The following is a 17,178-nucleotide window of genomic DNA, read 5'->3' on the forward strand; positions in this document are numbered from 1 at the left end:
AAACCTAACGCAAAACGCGAAAAAAGCATTCCGGACCACTTGATCAGCAGTCAGAAATGCTTTCATTATAAAATGTCATAACTCACCTCGAAGCCAACTCCAAAAACATAGAAGGGATCAGATCGGTTTCAGACATTCCGTATGCAGCACGCCTAACCACCTCCCCAGCATCCCGTGGGTCTGACAGTGATGTCAAAACAGGCAGGTCTCCTGACTCCAGGCGCATCTTTCAGGCCTTCCCGGTTCTTCACAGTTCCAGTGGCTGTTCTGAAAGCTCCAGCAGTATCCTGCTGATGCCTGTATACAGTGGCGGGCCCGTGTCGGAATCAACCGAACTTCCCTTTTAAGTGAACACGCTCAACAACTATCCACATGGTCTCAACAAAACCCCGTACATAGAGTCGTCCGGCTCACACCTGTTTTCTTCCTTTATTTCTTTCCATTACGATCTTATTTTGTTGTCACAGGCTTGTCAATAAATGCTGCACAATATTTTAAATTTGAACGATACAGCGAGATTGAAGGTGATGTCTATTCATTGCGTGCACGAAATGAACGTGCTAAAATTAGGTATAGAGATAATCATCGTGTCCGTATACTAAAAAGAGTCTTCGCCGCGCCAACGGCAAAGACTCTAGGACTTGAAAGGCTGTGGATCACCACCACGGCGCGCTGCATAACTAAATGTTAATGCAAACGAAACCCACCGTTAGGGGCCAACCTAATTACGCGGTGGGTTTTCGCTTGTTCCGAAATTTTCGACGTAGCCAGCGATAAAGTTTACGAATACTAAACACCAGGCTTAGTAACGTAACCATCCAACGCAACACATCGTAGCACGACACAAGGTTGACCATCGGCTTCACCCCCTTTCGGGAAGCTGCACCGTGGTCCGAAAACATCCACCACTATTCAAAATCCATAAGGTAAATTATACCACGGCCTCGCCCACTACTCTAGCAAATTCCTCTAGTAAATAAATCAACTTAAGAGTTAACTTTAGCGCCACTGCACAGTCGGACAGGGTCAATATCTATATGTCCCCAGACGGCAAGGGTTTATTTATCCCTAATCATCAAACCTTCTGTGGAACCTCCTGAACCGTCACGCTTTTGACCGATTCGCCCTGTTTTCTTGTCAAAACGATGTTCAAGACAAGCGCTGTAATCGAACCCGAAACGATACCATTTTGCAACAGCATTTTGGCAAAGCTCGGCAGCTGGTCGAACATTTGTGGCAGAACGGCAGAGCCTAGACCCACGGCAATACTGCATGCTGCGATCAGCAGATTGCTTTCTTTCCGTAGATCCACTTCTGACAGAATAGACATGCCTGATGCAGCGACCGAGCCGAACATGACGATCATCGCCCCGCCCAGCACAGCGTTAGGAATCACTGTCGTTAAAGCAGCCAGCTTAGGCAGCAAACCGAGAACAACCATGATACCGCCCGCAGCAAAAATAACGTTCCGCGATTTGACGCGTGTGAGTGAGATCAGACCCACATTTTGCGAGAAAGCTGTATAAGGAAACGCGTTAAAAATACCCCCAAGCATGATCGCAAGTCCCTCGGAACGCAGACCATTGACGATCTGCTTCTGCTCCACCTTCTGATCAATCGCTTTGCCTACTGCCAGATAAACGCCCGTTGACTCGACCATGCTGACAATATTGACGATAATCATCGTACAAACTGCCATAATGCTAAACTCTGGCTTACCAAAATAAAACGGCTGTGCAACACTCACCCATGAAGCCTCCGCCACGGGAGCAAAATGCACCATTCCCATTCCATAAGCAACCACTGTGCCCGCGAACAAACCAATAAGCACGGAAATCGAGCGCAAAAAGCCTTTTGCCAACCGATTCACAAGCAGAATAACCAGTAGTGTGACTAAGGCCAACAGTAAATTACGTGGCTGTCCAAAGTCCGAACTGCCCTGACCCCCTGCTACATTGTTCATCGCCACCGGAATAAGGGATAGACCGATAATCGTAACGACCGAACCTGTAACCACCGTCGGGAAAAAGCGTAGCAGCTTGCCATACAACGGTGCTGCTAACACCACGAATATACCAGACAAAATAATGGCACCATACGCTGTCGCTAAATTTGAGGTCGAAGCAATCGCGATGATAGGCCCTACTGCCGTAAACGTACAGCCTAAAATGACAGGCAGTCTACTACCGAAAAAGCGTGTGCCCATAATCTGTAATAACGTAGCAATCCCGCAAGTGAACAGATCGGCAGCCACCAAATAAGCCATCTGGGCTGGCGTCAGGTGCAATGCTCCCCCTACAATTAGAGGTACAGCAATTGCTCCAGCGTACATCGCCATGACATGCTGGAAGCCCAGCGCGAATAACTTTTGTTTACTTAACATCCCACATTCTCCTTAACGGGAGGAATCACCACGCCAGCTTCCTCTATAAAATGAACCTCGCCTGGTGCCATGGAAGCGATACGCGCAAGAGAACGTACGGCAATGCCTCTTTGCTCCAACAGTCCACGACCTTCCTGGAAGCTCTTCTCAATCACACAGCCAACCCCGGCCAGCTCCGCTCCTGCTTCCTTAACAATATCCGTAAGTCCGACCAATGCTGCGCCAGTAGCCAAAAAATCATCTACGATCAGCACATGGTCGCTGGCATGGAGATATTTTTGGGAAATACTCACCTGATAGGTTTCCTGCCGAGTGAACGAATGAACCTCTGCGAAGTATACCTGCTCATTCAGCGTGATTGCTTTCTTTTTCTTCGCATAAATGAAAGGGACCCCCAAGGCAATAGCAGTAGCCATAGCAAATTGAATACCACTAGCTTCAATTGTAAGCACCTTGGTGATCGGAGCACTGCCGAAAAGGCGTGCAAACTCCTTACCAATCTCCAATGCTAATGCTGTATCTACCTGATGATTCAAAAATGAATCTACCTTTAGTACGGTATCAGATAAAATTTGTCCCTCTTGACGAATACGTTCCTCCAAAGCTTTCATTATGCGAGTATCGCTCCTTCTGTACTTTAAAATAGTATAAAACCTGCCAAAACCAAAAAAAGGACAGGCTCCCTTGAGTTGTTTCTCAAGTGAAGCCTGTCCTTGGGGTTGTAATCCCTGACGGATTGGCGCACAAATAAATGCCCGCATTCATCCAAAGCCGATGCGCTATCACTCATAGTCGGACGATTACAGTGGTCATCCGGTAGAAACTTCTGGGCCATATCCCCAATATTATACGAGTCATATGAAATTGATATCTTGTATACTACACCCTCTGGCGGGCGGTTTCAAGACTATTTTTCATACAGACAGCGGCATTTGGAGAACCTTCCACAATTGGAATATCGTAAATCAAGCCGACCTTTGTTCAAGGTATATATATTGTAAGGACTTTGCATAATCCTGATTGTAGAAAACAGATAAAAAACAAAAATACATGCAAAACAACATTTAATTTTAATTATAATTTTAGAAAACAAAAATAAAACCACAAATTATACTTCCGTTTATGTTGACTACAAAGAAAAACGGAAGTAGTATGGAGTTAGTTAAGAAAGCAAAAGGCAGACTTTCAGGCTGCCAGTATTTTATCCATGCAAGGAGATTGGGTATGAATAATTATCTTGCTGTTGATATTGGAGCTTCAAGCGGAAGGCTCGTAAGTGCAACTCTGCAAGGTGACCAGCTACACTTGCAAGAGCTTCACCGTTTCAACAACTCCTTTACCGAAAAAAACGGACACGATTACTGGAATATCGACGAACTATTGAATGAGATTATTCAGGGCTTGCAAAAAGCTAAACAGACGGGGATTCACTCCTGTACGCTCGGCATTGATACATGGGCTGTAGATTACGTGCTGCTTGATCAGAAAGGAAACCGCATTCATGAGGTATACGCTTACCGGGATGCACGTACCCTCCATGCGCCCGACAGGCTGCACCAGCTCATCAGTCGAGAGGCTGTGTATGAGAAAACAGGCATTCAGGAACTAAACTTTAATACCCTGTATCAACTGTTTGTCCATGATCGGGAACAGCTTGCCCAGGCGGATAAAATATTGATGGTCCCCGATTATCTGTACTATCGCCTGACAGGCATCATGATCAATGAAATGACGAATGCGTCCACGATGCAGCTTCTCAACGTGAACACACGAGAGTTTGATGAAGACCTGCTGTCCCTGCTCCAACTGCGACGCAATCAGTTTTCAGAGCTTGCCGAGCCTGGACGGGTTCTGGGTTCTCTTTTGCCGGAGCTTGTTCAAAAATACGATCTTCCGGACTGTCAGATCATTCTTGCGCCTACTCACGATACTGCATCGGCTGTTGCAGGTGTTCCGTCACAGCGGGAAGAATCTTGGGCCTATATTAGCAGCGGAACGTGGTCACTACTGGGAATGGAACGTTCCAAAGCCTTGAATACCAAGGCAGCCATGCAGGCGAACTACACGAATGAGTGGGGTGCTTACGGTACGTACCGTTTTCTGAAAAATATTATGGGATTGTGGATGATTCAGGAGGTTAGGAGAGAGGGCGGTTCCGCACATAGCTTTGCTGAATTGGCCGAACTGGCTTCAGCAGAGACACCGTTTGTCAGTCTCGTCCTCTGTAACCAGTCATCCTTCTTAAACCCGGATAGTATGACCCTTGAAATCCAGCGATTCTGTGAAGAAACAGGCCAGCCCATCCCCAGGACGCCGGGTTCACTCGCCCGCTGTATTTTTGACAGTCTGGCCTTAAGCTACCGCGATGCCTTACACGAACTGCAACGTTTAACAGACGAAACGATTACCAGATTGCACATTGTCGGCGGAGGTGCTAACAACGAATTACTATGTCAGCTAACAGCCGATCTTTTGGGAATTGAGGTTCAGGCAGGTCCTTCCGAATCTACAGCCATCGGCAATATTGTCGTGCAATTAATCAGCTCTGGTGCTCTTGAAGATCTCCAAGCTGCTGGCCGAACCATCGCCCGCTCCTTTCCGACTCGGCTATATGAGCCGCAATCGGTGGAAAGCATGCAAGAACTTCTGGACCGCTGGGAGCACCTCAAGATACAAGCAACATCCTCTATTCAGATATCTCAATAAAGGAGTAAAGCCGCCATGAACGAAGCTATTGAAGCCAGTTATAACGAAGCGAAAAAGCTGTACGCTCGCCACGGTATTCAAGTTGACGACATTTTACGGAAGCTTTCACAAATCAAAATATCACTGCACTGCTGGCAGGGAGATGATGTTCAGGGATTTCTGTTCAAAGACAAACAGCTTAGCGGGGGGATTGCCGTAACGGGCAGCTACCCGGGCAGAGCAGGCACGCCGCATGAGTTGCGTCAGGATTTAGAAAAAGCTCTATCGCTTATTCCGGGTAAACACAAGGTCAATCTGCACGCAATCTATGCGGACACCACAGAACAAGTGGATCTGGATCAACTGGAGCCACGCCATTTTCAGAACTGGGTAGACTGGGCCAAACAGCAAGGGCTCGGGCTTGATTTTAATCCAACTTTGTTCTCCCATCCCAAAGCGGAAGACGGCTTCACACTGAGTCACAAGGATTCGGAAATCCGCGATTTCTGGATCACACACTGCAAAAAATCACGCAGGATTGCAGAGCATTTTGGCAAAGAACTCGGTCAGCCCTGTGTCACAAACCACTGGATGCCGGATGGCTATAAAGATACTCCGGTTGATCGGTTGGCTCCAAGAGAACGTCTGCGTGATGCGCTGGACGAAATTTTCAGCGAGGAAATCAGTGAGGAATACAACATCGATGCGGTTGAAAGCAAGCTGTTCGGCATCGGCTCAGAAAGCTATGTCGTGGGCTCACATGAATTCTATATGGGTTACGCCCTGACACGCGGTAAATCTATCTGTCTCGACGCTGGTCACTTCCATCCAACCGAAGTCATTTCGAACAAACTGTCCTCTGTGCTGATGTTCACCGATCAATTATTGCTCCATGTCAGCAGACCGGTTCGTTGGGACAGTGATCATGTCGTGACGATGGACGACGAATTGCTGGACATTGCCCGTGAGCTGGTTCGCGGTGAATTGCTTTCCCGAACCCATATCGGTCTTGATTTCTTTGATGGCAGTATCAACCATGTGGCAGCATGGGTCATCGGAACACGCAACACGATCAAAGCGCTGCTTCGCGCTATGCTCGAACCGATTGAAGCATTAAAGCAGGCGGAAGAGGAACGGGATTTCACCACTCGTCTTGCTCTGGTCGAAGAGTTTAAATCGTATCCGTTTGGTGCCATATGGGATTACTATTGCGCTCAAAACGGCGTTCCTGTTCGTGAGGAATGGCTGGCCGAAGTAAAAAACTATGAACAACAGGTACTGCTGAAACGGTAACTACTGCACTGATAATGCTTATATTCATATCATACAAAGGGAGAGATTATCCATGACTACTGTGCTGGAGAATCAAAAAGAACGCAAATCGGGACTGGATATCCCATTTGTTCGCGAGATGGCGGAAATTACACAAAACATGTGGAAATTCGGCTGGGATGAACGCAATGGAGGTAATGTAAGCTATATTCTGGATGAAGCTGAGGTTGCAAAATATATAGATATTCATCAGGTCATTCGGACGATCAAACCTGCCTTCCCGGTGAATGAACTGGCTGGTAAATATTTTATCGTCACCGGATCAGGAAAATATTTTAAAAACGTAATTGCAGATCCAGAAGCTAACTTAGGAGTCCTTCGTGTCTCCCAGGATGGTGAGCAATTGGAAGTCTTGTGGGGCCTCAAACATGGCGCAGTGCCTACCAGTGAGTTACCTTCCCATTTTATGGGCCACATTGAGCGCTTGAAGGTCGATCCTAACCATCGTGTTGTGATTCATAATCATGCCACCCATGTTATTGCCATGACCTTCATTCATAGTCTGGACGAAAACCAATTCACCAAAACGCTGTGGGAAATGTGTACCGAATGTATTGTCGTCTTTCCAGACGGTATTGGTGTAATCCCTTGGATGGTACCAGGTTCCAGCGAAATCGGCCGCGAAACGGCTAAAAAAATGAAGGATCATCACGCTGTATTATGGCCTCATCATGGCATTTTCGGAACGGGCAGCTCCATTGATGAAGCGTTTGGCCTGATTGAAACGATTGAAAAAGCGGCGCAAATTTATATGCTCATTGCTCACCATGATATTCAGCAACGAATTACGGATCAGGAATTGGCCGATCTGGCGAAAGCCTTTAACGTTACTCCAAAAGAAGGAATACTGAACGTATAAACATAGGCCAACCTCATAACTCACAACTTAAAAGGCTCCATGGCTCGTCTCAAATCGACCATGGAGCCTTTGGCATACCTAGTTTTAATTATATAACCCTTAATTCCAATGAATTAACTTGTAATTACGCTTCCCTTTATATACAATAAAATCAAAATTCCCTTATCTCCACCAAAGGAGAGGTGACAAGTTATGAAAAGAGCAAAAAATGAAGATCACTTCGACATCGTGGAAGACCATTATTTCACAGCTACCGAACTGGAAAAATCCAGCGCCATTTGGCCAGTCAGACTGGGTATGGATATTTCGAAAACAAGCTGCCATGTCGGTCCCAAGGCTGTTCCTTATTTTTATTTGATTTTTGTACTTGAAGGTCAGGCTGAGTTTATTTATAAGCAGCAGAATTACCGTGTCCAAAAGTCTGATTTATTCTGTTTTTTTCCGCATCTTGCCCATGAATATTACACCGATCAGGAGCACCCGTTGCAAAAGGTATGGATTGCCTTTGAGGGACCCAAGTCCCTCGCATTGCTGGAGCGGATCGGAATTAATCCCTCTACGCCATTTATGGCTAACGCAGTGAGCGAGGAAATCCTCGGACTTATCTCCAACCTGTTTTCCATCGTACACGACAACAGCAGACAAGGCAGCGATCTGGCCCGCTTGATTACACTGCACCAGATCTTCGAGGAATTGTCCCGCAACACATCTGACGTGCTGCGCAACTTTGTATGCTCTGATTATTGGCTCCAGCAGGGGAAAGATTACATTGAAATGCATTATTGTGACCGTGTTACGATTGAGCAAATTGCCGAGCATGTAGGTGTGGATCGTGCGCATTTTTCACGTAAGTTCCATTCCACCTTCCTCATCTCTCCCGCCAAGTATTTGCAAAACCTCAAGATTAACGAAGCCAAAAGATTACTGGAGCAGACAACTTACAATTTGTCGATCATAGCCCAGTCCATCGGCTATACCGATATGTCCACCTTTTCCAAGGCATTTAAGAAAACGGCAGGGATTCCACCGCGTGAGTATCGCTTCCGACATCAGTCCCGGCAAGAGATTCGTACCGTCAACGCTTAGTCGGAATCCAGTAACGTTAAAGAGAGCCGCCGTATACGGTGGCTCTCTTTTTATGACCTGATCCTAACTTACACTTGGTTCTGAACCCTTTCAACGCTATAATAGGCTTCAAACCAACAGGAAAGGTACGTGAAATCCATGCTGCGATTCAATGCGATACGTACGGGCTATCTGCTGGGCATCTCACTGATACTGGCCGCAATTATTTATTTTTTCGCCTCCAATTGGGGCGGACTGGATCGGACATCCAAGATTGTACTTGCTGCTGCTCTTATTGTTCTGTTCTATGGCTTGTCTTTTGTATTTGCACGGATACGTGCTGTTCCCGGCCAACAAGCTTTTCTGTCTAATATGTTTTTGGTGGCTGGCTGTATAGCCTTTGGCGTTTCCGTGGCATTGCTCGGTCAAATTTACAATTCCCATGCGGACAGCTACGGATTGTTTTTCATTTGGTCGGTGCCGGCTCTGCTACTTAGCTGGATTACTCGCTACAATCCCTTTTATATGCTGTCTTATGTACTGATTCAACTTGGTTTGTGGCTTTATTTTTACCCTACGATGCAAAGTGTGCCTTATAGCGAACTTCGATCATTGTCGATTGCCGGAGTGTTCGCACTGGTCAATCTGGTGTTGTTTCTATTGGCGTTCCTTCATCGTATACGCTCTGCTCCACTACAATATATGAGCTTTACTGTTTTTCATATAGCCATGTTAGCGATGACCAACTCTTTTGCATTTGATGGGTATGGGCTGGTCATGAATATACCGTATATCGCTGTGATTGCTTTAGGATTTTATATATTTATCAAGGTGCGACTGAATAAAACGCTACTGACCTTGAATGCATTGGCGCTCTCAGCGTTTGCTGTCTTTAAATTTATAGAGCTGGCAGAGGCGTACTCCTCATCTCTGTTTTTTGTGTTTGGTTTGATTTTTGTGGCGCTGCTGCTGACGGGTAACGTGTGGTTTTTCCGTTATTTGAATCGTTTGGGAAAAACACCGCCGGAAGCAGGGATAACGGACATTAGTACATCAAAGACTGAGACGACCGTTCCCGAGGAACATGGCAGTGAATGGATCAGCAAAACCGTATCCCGTGTAATCAAAGTGGTTGGAGTGCTGATCGGTAGTATATCTCTCATCGGATTGATTATGATTAGCACGAATGTAAACCACACCGAATATGTACTGTTGGTTGTGTCGTTGCTGCTTATGATTTTGATGATTGTCATACCGGAATCGAAGCTGGATTCGGTAATACGTTATACACTGCTGACCATCAGCTATATTACAGGCTTGGCGGCCATTCTATGGTCAGATCAGTCGCTGCTTTCGGTATTATTTCTGATCGTTTCCATCGCTGGATGGTTCCGCTCCAAGGGGAAAAGGCAGTTGTTTTTTGCCTACACCTTTGTAAACCTGAATCTGGCGACCATTTTATTTCAGCAGTATCAGGAGTGGGATGGTTGGAACTGGACCTATAAGTTCATCATCTTCTCTCTTTTCATTGTCAATGCCGTGTTATATGGGGTAAGTTACTTTATATTCAAGACGGAGTTAAAAGAACATCTGCGGAATAGCTCATTATTTTTCAGCTTGTTGTTCCTGTTTTGGGCGACGTTTTTCGAGGATGTCATTCCACACTCTTATATGTTCATTAACATTTTTTATTTTGTTATCGTTACCGGGATGATCTTTGCCTTTGCCCGTCTGAAACAAAAATCGGAGACCCTCATGAGCGTTGTATTCTGGTTTATTTTTATCGGCTTCAAATACTATGATTTATTGTGGACGCTACTGTATAAGTCTTTTACGTTGGCGCTTCTGGGGGTCATTGCACTCGGCTTGACCTGGTGGGCGGATCGGCGAATGGCCCATAGCGGCAAAGCAGCATTTGATGCCGACCACCGCAGCTTTAGCTTCATGCGCTTAAGCCCGTTACTCATCGCTATTGTCATCGTGCTACAGCTGGGGATCATCGGCTATCAGACGGCGAGAAGTGAAACCCTGCTCGCCACAGGGGCTTCCATTAAGCTCAAACTGGCTCCTATAGACCCGCGCTCCCTGCTGCAAGGCGATTATGTGGCACTGAATTACGACATATCTACCCCGCCTTCCAAGACCCCTCTTCAGGAGGAGGAATGGAGCCGAGGCAAAGTCAAAGTCGTTCTCACACCAGATAGCCAAGGAGTATACGTCGCGGATCGCCTATATCAAGATGGTGAAAAACTTACCAGTCATGAGGTCGTTCTAAATGGACAATGGTATGGTTCTCGTATTCTGTACGGTATTGAGAATTATTTCATCCCTGAGGGAACCGGACGTACTGTAGAACAGAACGCACATTTTGCCCATATTCGGGTGAGCCGCAATGGGGACGCGCTGCTGGAACGTTTGGCAGAAAGCTGACCGGATCGGCGCAGGTAGTTAACAAAGCAGGCTGAACCAAGCTGCTCCATTGCTGGAGCACAACTTGGTTCAGCCTGCTTGTTCTTTTTCGGGCCATCGAGTTACCTCTTATAGATAACCTTTATCCCTACGCTACGCTTATCCTCGTTTATACATCTCTCGTCCATGATGCTATTTCCTCAATATCCAGCGGCTGAGTCCGGCAACAGCCGCCAATCAGACGAGCTCCCGCTTCATACCATTGGCGGGCACTTTGTCCAAATGTCTCTGTACAAGTGCTGCCGTGCCATGTCTTGCTGACCGGGTCATATTCCTCCCCCAGATTGGGATATACCACCACAGGCTTATCCGTGTGACTGCGTATTTCGTGAATAAGCGATGGAACGAAATTCGGCAAAGTGCAATTGATTCCTACAGCGGCCACTTGCTCATGCCCATTCAGCCACTCAGCACATGCAGCGGCAGACTCACCATTGCTGATATGCTGCCCATCCTTTGCGCTAAAGCTGATCCAGGCATACGTGCCTGGGAATTCCTTCAGCAATCGGGCGATGGCCTTGGCTTCAACCAGACAGGGTATCGTTTCACAAGCTAAAATATCTGCACCCGCCTCAATCAGAGCTTTCATACGCGGCCTGTGGAACTCCACTAGCTGTTCCTCGCTCAGCTTGTAATCGCCGCGATACTCTGACCCATCTGCCAAAAACGCCCCGTAAGGGCCAACAGAGGCCGCGACTAGCGGCTTGGGACGATGTTGCTGACTAGCAGTAGCCGTCACGTCAGCCCAAAACTCATCGCGTGCCTGCACAGCAATCCGCACCGATGATTGAATCAGTTCCAGCGCCTCATTTTCGCTTAGGCCCCGTTTAACATAGCCTTCAACGGTAGCCTGATAGCTCGCAGTAATCGCACAGTCTGCCCCAGCCTCAAAATAATCTCTATGTACACGCTTGATCGACTCCGGATGCTCATGGAGGATTTTAGCTGACCATAAGCTATCGTTCAGATCATGTCCATGACGCTCCAGTTCAGTCGCCATGGCGCCGTCCAGCACGATCAGTTGAAATTCGTCCAGTATATGTTGTATCGGATTCATGTGGCCCCTCCTGCTCGTCTTTTCTATTTAACCCACTAATCAAGTAGGGTTTAATGATTTACATTATAGCACGGAAGTTGATGAGCACTCACAAAGCCAAGAAATAATCATTCCGTGAAGACGTCCCCTCTCGTTTCATTTGCCATCTGATGTAACGTATAAATTTTTTAAATTAGTTTCATAAGTTAAATTAATTAGATATTGTTCTTTTTTTCACAAAGTCATTTTACTATAAAAGTGCAAACCAACACTTTGGCCAAAAGATCAGGGAATTGCATCGTCACATTCTGCATCGTCATTTATGTGAAAAAAGGTACAAGAGAGGGTTTTATCTATGTCTTTACTAGAAATGATTACAGCGACCTTAACAGATAACAAAATTCTCAGTTCTATCGCTTCCACCGTTTTTATTATCCTTCTTGGTTTCTTTTGCCGGAAGAAGGGGATTTTTAACGCAGCAGTAGGAAAGATGTTATCCAAGGTTGTTCTAACCGTGGCTCTACCAGCACTAGCCTTTAATTCTTTCATGCAGGATATTAATCCTACAATGTTAAAACAAGGCATGAATGTTTTAATATGGGGAGTTCTAATTTATATTATTCTCATCTTTATTTCTAAACCGTTCTTCCTGAGCTACAACAAGGATAAGCAGGATGTTTTGCGGGTGTTAACCATTTTCGGTTCTACTACTTTTTTCGGAATTCCAATTGTCGGAGCCATTTACGGTCCTACCGGAGTGATGTACAGTTCCATTTTTAACATAGGGTACCGCATTTTCTTATACTCCTATGGCTATATCAAAATGAGCGGCTTGAAAATGGAGCTTAAAAATCTCAAAACCATGTTTTTGAATCCCATCGTTATCGCCACGTTTCTAGGCTTGTTTGTTTGGTTGTTTCAAGGTTATTTGCCACAGATGAGTGTAGCTACAGAGGATGGGGCCATTCAGCAGTTCGCCTTTCTAAGAATTGATCAAACCGCTGTCTGGCTGTTCAAGCCCATGACCTACCTAGCTGGACTAGCTTCTCCATTAGCCTGGTTATCGATTGGCTCGACATTGGGGGAGATCAGCTTCAAGTCGGCAGCTACTGATAAGACCTCTTGGTATTACAGCATAGTTAAGGTTTGGCTTGTTCCTATTGTTAACATCGTCTTGCTGGCTTTGTTGACTGTATCCCATATTCTGTCAGTCGATTCTGTCGCTTTAGCTACTATTGTCATCATGATGGCTACTCCTACAGCTACCGTAGCCGCAGCCTATGCCATCAGTTTTGATAAGGAAGCCATATTAACTTCTAATGCATCGCTTCTATCTACTATCACTTCTGTCGTCATGATTCCAGTGTGGATCATTACGCTCAATGTCATTGATAAAATTGGAATTTTCTAAATCAGGGGGAAAACAACATGTTAAAAATCATTTGCTATGGTGTCCGTTCTTATGAGAAACCCTATTTCCAGGATCTCAATAAATATAACTTCCAACTAACGCTGGTAGAAGAGTTGTTAACCACTAGCAATGCAGAATTGGCACAGCATCACGATGCCGTTTTGCTAAGAGGAAACTGTGCTGCCAATCGGGAAAATATCACAAAATTCAATGAATACGGCATTCGATATGTTTTTACCAGAACAGTTGGAATCAACCACATTGATTTGGATGCCTGCAGCGAATTCGGAATGAAGGTGGCACGCGTGCCATCTTACTCTCCGAATGCCATCGCCGAGCTCTCCTTAACCTTAGCAATGATGCTGTTCCGACACACCGCTTATATGACTACCAAAAGCTCGTTCAAAAATTTCATTGTGGACGAGCATACATTCAGCAAAGAGATTCACAATTGTAAAGTTGGGATTATTGGGGTCGGCCGCATCGGTCTGACGGAAGCCAAATTATTTAAAGGATTAGGTGCTTCTGTTATCGGCTATGATGTGTACCAATCGGACGCAGCTAAGGAAGTCATTCCATTCACGACCTTGGATGAATTACTGGCAGAGAGTGATGTCGTTAGTGTGCACGTTCCTTATCTGCCGGGACAGAACGACAAAATGATTAACGCCAGCTTTTTGGCAAAAATGAAAAAGGGATCTATTCTCATCAATACCTCACGTGGAGAATTACAAGATAACCAAGCCATTTTGGACGCTTTGCTCAGTAACCATCTGGAAGGCTTCGCTACGGATGTCTTCCCTAAAGAAGATGAATTATTCTTTAGAGCATTTGAACCATGGCAAATGCTCCCGGACCCAACGATCCAGAAGCTTGTGGAGCTGTATCCAAGAGTTTTGGTAACGCCTCATGCTGGCTCGAATACCGTTACGGCGTTATCCAACATGATTGAAACTAGCTACGACAACTTCCATGATATCGTTACAACTCATTCTTCGGATAACCTAGTCCCACTTCCTGTTCTCTCTATGAAATAATTAGGAAGCTCGGTACTCTTGTTGAACAAAAAAGAACCGCTATTTCCAGATTACATCGGAAATGGCGGTTCTTTTATATCAGGATTCAACTGATAGAGCATTAGCGGCCTGCCAACCTTGTGGTATTCTATCGATTCAACTAGAAAGCCATCGTCCACCAGGAACTGAATATATTTTTTTACCGTGATACGGGACAAGTCCACTTCTCTGGCTAACGTTTCAACCGAGAATGGTCCGTCCAGCTCTTGAATATTCTTCAGTATCGTGGTCATGGTCAGTTTGGACAAATTTTTAGATAGGTTTTTCGGTAGATTATGCGATGGATGTTCAACAGGTTTTTTCTTTTCCACACCCGCATGCTCTTCTTTATTAAAATAATGGTCAATAACAGCTTGATTAATTCCGTTCCCTTCCTCCATCACCGTGGCCAGTCGCTGGATTTTCTCAACAGCCAGTCTAAAGCGTTCGAATGTAAAGGGCTTAATTAAATAGTCTGCAACACCATAAAAAACAGCTTCCTTCACCGTCTGAATATCTTTTGCAGCCGTAATTAAAATAACTGGAGCATGATACTGATGCTCCTGCATATGTGATAATAAAGTTAATCCGCTTTTTCCAGGTAAATAAACGTCCAGTAATACCAGATCCGGTGACCATTTTTGAAGGCAGTCCTGTGCTTTCTTGACGGTATCTGCCTTACATACAACATCCAAATTGTCCATGCGCTCGATAAACTGTTGATTGAGCTCAGCAACCATCGGATCATCCTCAACAATTAGAACTTTCATTCATTTGTCACCTCCAATGTACAGGGCAACTCTACATATATACTTGTTCCGAGACCCGGTTGGCTATCAAGCTCAATGATTCCTTGATGATTTTCCACCATGGTTTTAACCAGATTCAAGCCGTAGCCTCTGTCTTCTCCTTTGGTTGAAAAGCCATGCTCGAATATCCTTTTTTGCATCTCAAAATCAATCCCCATACCATTATCTTTCACTTTCAAAATGAATACATTTCCCTCACACTCATAATTCAATTTCAGCTCAATTTTGCCGGGTTCTTTTTTTTGTAAGATGGAATCTATGGCGTTGTCAAAAAAATTACCCAGGATGTGTATGACATCATGAACGATATCCTGCATCTCCACATTAGAGACATCCGAGCTTTCTGCAAGAAGAACCGAAATATTCTGTTCGCGTGCTTCGTTGATTTTACCCATAATAAAACCTGCTAATGCCGGAACTTTAATTCTCTCAGTCAAAAAGCCTACCTCATCTTGATACCGGTGATTTAGCTGCTGAATATATTGACTGACCTCCGCATATTTCCTCATTTCAATCAGGCCGGATATTACGTGCATTTTGTTCATAAATTCATGGGTCTGTCCGCGAAGGGAGTTAATATAATATTTTGTACCACTTAACTGGTTGCTGAGATGGATCATCTCGGATTGGTCGCGCAGCGTTGCAACTGCCCCAAAAAACTCATTTTCAATATATATAGGGGTTACTGTCGCAATGACTTCTATACCATTCACATAAAATGAGCGATCCTTGATTTTCTTTTTATCATCAAACACTCTCTTGAAGAGCACGTTATAAAAGTTGGTATCTAGCTGCTCGCCAATCGGGGCTTTCATCTCTTGGTTTGCCAGTTGATACTTGGACTGAGCTTCTTTGTTCATGAGCATAATTTTCTTGTCAGCCGAAATGGCTATAATTCCTTCAGCGACCTCATTTTCAATAATTTCTTTTTCGCGCAATCGTGTCGCTATCTCTTGCGGCTCAAGCCCAAATAAAATCGTTTTGATTTTCTGAGCCAGAATGATCGCGCCCAGAACTCCACTAAAGAGCCCAAGCATCAGCCCCCCAAAAATGGTATACTGCGCCTGCATCAAATCATGATTTAGGGTTCTCATGGTCAGCCCTACACATACAATGCCAATGACCTCATGCTGTTGATTAAATATCGGCGTAAAATATCGGTAACCTTTGCCCAAAATACCTATATTCTCAGAAAAATGTCCCTGACCGGATAGTGCTCTTCTGGCATCATTCAAATCAGAGAACGGTTTGCCAACCATCGTTGCATCCGGATGAGATAGCCGAATTAAATCGTGATTCAAAATGACAACGAAATCCACATTAACGTTGTGCATGACTCCAAGCGAGTAGTCTTGGATCTGCTTCACAGGAACTCCCTGCTCAACATTACGAATAACATCGTTGTCACTAGCAACCATCTTGGCAATACCCGAAAGTTTTTCCTTCGTATTATCAAAATGCTTGTTAATCACGAAATTACGAATGAGAAGCACGGATATAATTAAAGAAATAATGATAACTAAAACAACCAAAATAATAATCATGAATTGTAGCGAAACCTTGAATTGTCGTCTCGGTTTCGACTTACTTTTTAACTGCAACCCCATCACCTAGCTTCTTTGTTAAGCTCCCCATTAGGAAGAAGAGCTTATCTCTGACCCTATATTCCCTTGATATTCGACATCGTTTGACAATTTCCTTCTTATTCTGCAAGCTCTGCGCGCTCCACCGACAACCAAACGTATCCTTTATCTGAAATAAAACGATATGCTGAATAAGGAAAGATCAATTCTCCATAATAAGGACGTATACCTAATGAAATGGAGGATATCGGATGATTGACAATCTCGAAAGCAATTACAACTGCGCTAATGCAGGACAAGACCTTCATCAGCTCAAGCAGGAACTCGCTGCGCTTCAGGAACAAGGTGCAAACGACCAGGCGTCCGAGGAAGCCATTCATCGGCTGGAAAATCAAATTTCGTTCATCTTGAACAAGTGCGATATTAACCACTAGTTGATGCTTGGCTATTTCAGTAAAATAAATAAAACCGACTTGTCTTTTAAAGACAAG

Annotated in this window: 13 protein-coding genes and 2 riboswitches; of the genes, 8 read left to right on the plus strand and 5 right to left on the minus strand. The window is 44.9% G+C overall.

Translation table 11 applies throughout. The features are described 5' to 3' along the window. Positions 1 to 182: 182 nt before the first annotated feature. Positions 183 to 387, minus strand: a riboswitch (cobalamin riboswitch). 688 nt (positions 388 to 1,075) lie between these two features. Together MKY24_RS26145 and MKY24_RS26150 are read right to left on the minus strand one after the other, a co-directional pair. Beyond that, the gene (locus tag MKY24_RS26145; RefSeq protein ID WP_279833241.1) at positions 1,076 to 2,383 is read right to left on the minus strand and encodes a nucleobase:cation symporter-2 family protein; all 1,308 of its coding nucleotides are present in this window, start codon (positions 2,381 to 2,383) and stop codon (positions 1,076 to 1,078) included. Beyond that, positions 2,377 to 2,994, minus strand: a complete 618-nt coding sequence (locus MKY24_RS26150) for a xanthine phosphoribosyltransferase (protein WP_053326423.1) — start codon at positions 2,992 to 2,994, stop codon at positions 2,377 to 2,379. The genes MKY24_RS26145 and MKY24_RS26150 overlap by 7 nt, the downstream gene beginning before the upstream one ends. Positions 2,995 to 3,152: 158 nt before the next feature. Continuing rightward, positions 3,153 to 3,256, minus strand: a riboswitch (purine riboswitch). A 351-nt stretch (positions 3,257 to 3,607) separates the two neighbouring features. Between MKY24_RS26150 and rhaB the strand changes: the two genes are divergently transcribed. The 5 genes from rhaB to MKY24_RS26175 all read left to right on the plus strand — a co-directional run bounded on the left by rhaB (position 3,608) and on the right by MKY24_RS26175 (position 10,754). Next, a complete protein-coding gene (rhaB, locus tag MKY24_RS26155) occupies positions 3,608 to 5,089 on the plus strand; it encodes a rhamnulokinase (RefSeq protein WP_279833237.1) in 1,482 nt (493 codons plus the stop codon). A 15-nt stretch (positions 5,090 to 5,104) separates the two neighbouring features. Beyond that, entirely contained in the window at positions 5,105 to 6,361 is a 1,257-nt protein-coding gene (gene rhaA, locus MKY24_RS26160) for an L-rhamnose isomerase (protein ID WP_053326424.1), read from the plus strand. 52 nt (positions 6,362 to 6,413) lie between these two features. Beyond that, complete coding sequence (rhaD, locus tag MKY24_RS26165) at positions 6,414 to 7,259, plus strand: rhamnulose-1-phosphate aldolase (protein WP_023990992.1); 846 nt, start codon at positions 6,414 to 6,416, stop codon at positions 7,257 to 7,259. A 192-nt stretch (positions 7,260 to 7,451) separates the two neighbouring features. Next, on the plus strand, positions 7,452 to 8,345 hold the full coding sequence (locus MKY24_RS26170) for an AraC family transcriptional regulator (RefSeq protein ID WP_028540885.1): 894 nt from the start codon (positions 7,452 to 7,454) through the stop codon (positions 8,343 to 8,345). A gap of 138 nt (positions 8,346 to 8,483) precedes the next feature. Beyond that, complete coding sequence (locus MKY24_RS26175; protein ID WP_179085441.1) at positions 8,484 to 10,754, plus strand: GDYXXLXY domain-containing protein; 2,271 nt, start codon at positions 8,484 to 8,486, stop codon at positions 10,752 to 10,754. A gap of 148 nt (positions 10,755 to 10,902) precedes the next feature. On the opposite strand, the gene mmuM is transcribed toward MKY24_RS26175, so the two are convergent. Further along, positions 10,903 to 11,850, minus strand: a complete 948-nt coding sequence (gene mmuM, locus MKY24_RS26180; protein WP_339201161.1) for a homocysteine S-methyltransferase — start codon at positions 11,848 to 11,850, stop codon at positions 10,903 to 10,905. Positions 11,851 to 12,184: 334 nt separating this feature from the next. Here mmuM and MKY24_RS26185 point away from each other — a divergent pair, with 334 nt between their 5' ends. Both MKY24_RS26185 and MKY24_RS26190 read left to right on the plus strand, forming a co-directional pair. Continuing rightward, positions 12,185 to 13,240 (plus strand): AEC family transporter, encoded by a 1,056-nt coding sequence (locus MKY24_RS26185; protein ID WP_025720201.1) that lies wholly within the window; start codon positions 12,185 to 12,187, stop codon positions 13,238 to 13,240. 17 nt (positions 13,241 to 13,257) lie between these two features. Beyond that, complete coding sequence (locus MKY24_RS26190; protein ID WP_339201162.1) at positions 13,258 to 14,277, plus strand: 2-hydroxyacid dehydrogenase; 1,020 nt, start codon at positions 13,258 to 13,260, stop codon at positions 14,275 to 14,277. Positions 14,278 to 14,327: 50 nt separating this feature from the next. On the opposite strand, the gene MKY24_RS26195 is transcribed toward MKY24_RS26190, so the two are convergent. Together MKY24_RS26195 and MKY24_RS26200 are read right to left on the minus strand one after the other, a co-directional pair. Continuing rightward, a complete protein-coding gene (locus tag MKY24_RS26195) occupies positions 14,328 to 15,065 on the minus strand; it encodes a response regulator (protein ID WP_069081035.1) in 738 nt (245 codons plus the stop codon). Beyond that, a complete protein-coding gene (locus MKY24_RS26200; protein ID WP_339201163.1) occupies positions 15,062 to 16,648 on the minus strand; it encodes an ATP-binding protein in 1,587 nt (528 codons plus the stop codon). Before MKY24_RS26200 ends, MKY24_RS26195 begins: the two co-directional genes overlap by 4 nt. Before the next feature lie 290 nt (positions 16,649 to 16,938). On the opposite strand from MKY24_RS26200, the gene MKY24_RS26205 reads away from it, so the two are divergent. Further along, positions 16,939 to 17,121, plus strand: a complete 183-nt coding sequence (locus MKY24_RS26205; RefSeq protein ID WP_013312637.1) for a hypothetical protein — start codon at positions 16,939 to 16,941, stop codon at positions 17,119 to 17,121. The last annotated feature ends 57 nt before the right edge of the window (positions 17,122 to 17,178 follow it).

Origin of the sequence: Paenibacillus sp. FSL P2-0322 (genome assembly GCF_037975315.1) — a bacterium.
Lineage (GTDB): Bacteria > Bacillota > Bacilli > Paenibacillales > Paenibacillaceae > Paenibacillus > Paenibacillus polymyxa_B.

Excerpts from the sequence above, each read along its gene's own strand:
- MKY24_RS26145 (WP_279833241.1), bottom strand. The coding sequence starts at position 2,383 with ATGTTAAGTAAACAAAAGTTATTCGCGCTGGGCTTCCAGCATGTCATG.
- MKY24_RS26150 (WP_053326423.1), bottom strand. The coding sequence starts at position 2,994 with ATGAAAGCTTTGGAGGAACGTATTCGTCAAGAGGGACAAATTTTATCT.
- rhaB (WP_279833237.1), top strand. The coding sequence starts at position 3,608 with ATGAATAATTATCTTGCTGTTGATATTGGAGCTTCAAGCGGAAGGCTC.
- rhaA (WP_053326424.1), top strand. The coding sequence starts at position 5,105 with ATGAACGAAGCTATTGAAGCCAGTTATAACGAAGCGAAAAAGCTGTAC.
- rhaD (WP_023990992.1), top strand. The coding sequence starts at position 6,414 with ATGACTACTGTGCTGGAGAATCAAAAAGAACGCAAATCGGGACTGGAT.
- MKY24_RS26170 (WP_028540885.1), top strand. The coding sequence starts at position 7,452 with ATGAAAAGAGCAAAAAATGAAGATCACTTCGACATCGTGGAAGACCAT.
- MKY24_RS26175 (WP_179085441.1), top strand. The coding sequence starts at position 8,484 with ATGCTGCGATTCAATGCGATACGTACGGGCTATCTGCTGGGCATCTCA.
- mmuM (WP_339201161.1), bottom strand. The coding sequence starts at position 11,850 with ATGAATCCGATACAACATATACTGGACGAATTTCAACTGATCGTGCTG.
- MKY24_RS26185 (WP_025720201.1), top strand. The coding sequence starts at position 12,185 with ATGTCTTTACTAGAAATGATTACAGCGACCTTAACAGATAACAAAATT.
- MKY24_RS26190 (WP_339201162.1), top strand. The coding sequence starts at position 13,258 with ATGTTAAAAATCATTTGCTATGGTGTCCGTTCTTATGAGAAACCCTAT.
- MKY24_RS26195 (WP_069081035.1), bottom strand. The coding sequence starts at position 15,065 with ATGAAAGTTCTAATTGTTGAGGATGATCCGATGGTTGCTGAGCTCAAT.
- MKY24_RS26200 (WP_339201163.1), bottom strand. The coding sequence starts at position 16,648 with ATGATTATTATTTTGGTTGTTTTAGTTATCATTATTTCTTTAATTATA.
- MKY24_RS26205 (WP_013312637.1), top strand. The coding sequence starts at position 16,939 with ATGATTGACAATCTCGAAAGCAATTACAACTGCGCTAATGCAGGACAA.